General features: G+C 61.2%; 1 protein-coding gene. It reads right to left on the reverse strand.

Going from position 1 to position 1,234, the window contains the following annotated elements:
- Positions 1-30: 30 nt before the first annotated feature.
- Positions 31-1,172, reverse strand: a protein-coding gene (locus KZO25_RS19840) for an IS3 family transposase (RefSeq protein WP_262489151.1) whose coding sequence is annotated in 2 segments (ribosomal slippage) — positions 31-911 and positions 911-1,172 — 1,143 coding nt in all. Because the reading frame shifts where the segments join, the coding sequence is not laid out codon by codon here.
- Between the last annotated feature and the right edge of the window lie 62 nt (positions 1,173-1,234).

Raw genomic sequence — 1,234 nt, forward strand, 5'->3', positions numbered from 1 at the left:
TGTTCTGGTCAAGTCAGAGCGGACACATTTTCAAGCCGCAGCTGCCAATTCAATCTCCCTCGGCGTCTGATAGCCCAGGGTCGAGTGGAGCCGGCAGCTGTTGTACTCCATCTCGATGTATTCGATCACGTCCCGCCGTGCTGCCTGGCGGCTCCCGTAGCGCTGGCCAGCCAGCCACTCGCTTTTCAGTGAACCGAAGAAGCGCTCCATGACGGCATTATCCCAGCAGTTCCCCTTCCGGCTCATCGAGGCCTGGAACCCGTGCCGATCCAGCGTGGCGCGGTAATCACGAGATGCGTACTGACTGCCGCGATCGCTATGATGGAGCAACCCGCTCTCAGGCTGGCGGCGACCTATGGCCATCTCCAGGGCATCCAGCACCAGCGACGTGCGCATGTGGTCGGCCATCGCCCAGCCCACTAACTGCCGGTCGTGGAGGTCGAGTACCGCCGCGAGATAGAGCCAGCCCTCCAGCGTCCAGATCGCGGTGATATCGGCCACCCAGGCCCGGTTCGGTTCCGCCACCAGGAACCGGCGGTTCAGCAGGTTAGGCGCCACCGGCAGGCTGTGCTCACTATCGGTTGTATGACGCCACCGGCGTCGCTGCCGTGCCTCTACACCCACCTCCCGCATCAGGCTTCGCGCCTGGTAACGGCCGACGTCGTAACCGCGCCGCCGCAGTTCTCTGGCCATGCGGCGGCTGCCATAGCTGCCACGCTTCTGGCGATGGATCTCTCTGACCACGCGTAGCAGGGCTTGGCGCTCGTCATCAGGGCCTCGTCGTCGCCAGTCATAGAAACCACTCCGACTGACCTGCATGACCCGACACAACACGGCCACGGGGTAGGTGGCCTTCTCCGACTCGATGAACTGGTATCTCAGCTCGACTCTTTGGCGAAGAAGGCCGCCGCCTTTTTTAAAATATCCTTTTCAATCTGAAGCTTACGAACTTCTTCGCGGAGTTTCTTGATCTCGATGTCGCGCTCATCCTCCTGCCGTCCCGGGGTGCCGGTAATCTGCTGACGGTGCTTGCGGCACCAGCGGTCCAGCATGCTGCGCTCAAGTCCCAGGCGCCGGGCGGCATCAGACACGGAATACCCCTGATCGATCACCAGGCTCACCGCATCCACCTTGAATTCATCGGAAAACCGACGTCGAGTCTTCTTGGTCATGAACACCTCCATTGCCTCCATTATGAGGCTTATCGGGGTGTCCGCTCCAATTGGACCACTTC

It is taken from the genome of Halomonas sp. ANAO-440 (genome assembly GCF_019915905.1).
GTDB lineage: Bacteria > Pseudomonadota > Gammaproteobacteria > Pseudomonadales > Halomonadaceae > Halomonas > Halomonas chromatireducens.